The sequence below is a fragment of the Methylobacterium sp. B1 genome (assembly GCF_000333255.1).
Classification (GTDB): Bacteria; Pseudomonadota; Alphaproteobacteria; order Rhizobiales; family Beijerinckiaceae; genus Methylobacterium; species Methylobacterium fujisawaense.
Genome location: NZ_BACT01000636.1, coordinates 1 through 1,322 on the forward strand (window position 1 = coordinate 1; position 1,322 = coordinate 1,322).

Annotated in this window: 1 protein-coding gene and 1 pseudogene; both read left to right on the forward strand. The window is 70.9% G+C overall.

Annotated features, from left to right (window positions below; genetic code table 11):
• Positions 1–103 precede the first annotated feature (103 nt).
• A pseudogene (nthA, locus tag I53_RS18810) lies at positions 104–610 on the forward strand (nitrile hydratase subunit alpha); the annotation flags it as partial.
• Positions 607–1,266, forward strand: coding sequence for a nitrile hydratase subunit beta (nthB, locus tag I53_RS18815; RefSeq protein WP_043353456.1), 660 nt, complete (start codon positions 607–609; stop codon positions 1,264–1,266). The pseudogene nthA and the gene nthB, both read left to right, overlap by 4 nt.
• Positions 1,267–1,322: the final 56 nt, after the last annotated feature.

Below are 1,322 nucleotides of genomic sequence, written 5' to 3' on the forward strand. Positions count from 1 at the left end.
CGCGACCAGTCCACCATCAAGGTGAAGGGCACCTGCGAGTTGCCCAACCCGATGGGCGGCCCGGTGGTCATCACGTGCAACGCCCAGTCGACGAACAGCACCACTCTACGAGACCAAGGTCGGCCCACATGCGGGCGCCCGGGTCGTGGCACGGGCCTGGACCGATCCCGCATACCGGGCGCGGCTCCTGGCCGACGCCACGCCGGCCATCGCCGAACTGGGGATCGGCGGCCGCGGCGGCGAACACATGGTGGTGGTCGCGAACACGCCGGAGACGCACAACCTCGTCGTCTGCACCCTGTGCTCCTGCTACCCGTGGCCGGTGCTCGGCCTGCCCCCGGTCTGGTACAAGGCGCCGCCCTATCGGGCCCGGGCGGTGATCGACCCGCGCGGCGTTCTCGCCGAGTTCGGGGTGACGCTGCCGGAAACCACCCGCATCACCGTCTGGGACTCGACGGCCGAGACCCGCTACATGGTCCTGCCCATGCGGCCTGCCGAGACGGAGGGCTTTTCCGAGGAGTCGCTGGCCGCCCTCGTGACCCGCGATTCCATGATCGGCACGGGCCTGCCCAAGGGCATACCGGCCTCGCCCATGGAGATGCCGGTATGAACGGCGCCCAGGATCTCGGCGGCTGCCACGGCTTCGGGCCGGTGACGCCGGAGCCGGACGAGCCGGTCTTCCACGCCCCTTGGGAGCGCCGCGTCTTCGCGATGGCGATGGCCATGGGCTACACGGGTGCGTGGAACCTCGACGGCAGCCGCGCCAATCGGGAATCCTTGCCGCCCGCGGAGTACCTTGCGGCGAGCTACTACGAGATCTGGCTGAAGGCCCTGGAGAAGCAGGTCACCGCCACCGGATTGGCGACGCAGGCGGAGATCGAGGCCGGCAAGTCCGCGGCCCCGGCCGAGCCTGTCGCGCGCGTCCTGCACCGCGAGGGACTGGAAGAGCGCTTCCGGGCCGGTTTCCCGAGCAGCCGCACCGCCGCTACCGCGGCCCGTTTCGCGGTGGGCGACGCGATCCGGGCGCGCAATGATCACCCAACCGGCCATACGCGGCTGCCGCGCTACGTCCGGGGCAGGCACGGCCGGATCGTGCGCGTCGACGGTGTCTTCGTCTTCCCCGACACCAACGCCTACGGGGCGGGCGAGAACCCGACATGGCTCTACACGGTGGCCTTCACCGCGCANGAGTTGTGGGGCGAGAGCGGCGATCCCGGCGGCATCGTCACGGTGGCGGCCTTCGAACCCTATCTGGAGCCCGCGTGACCGATCCGTCGCCGAACGCCTTCGCGGCGCCCTGGGAGGCGCAGGTCTTCGCCCTG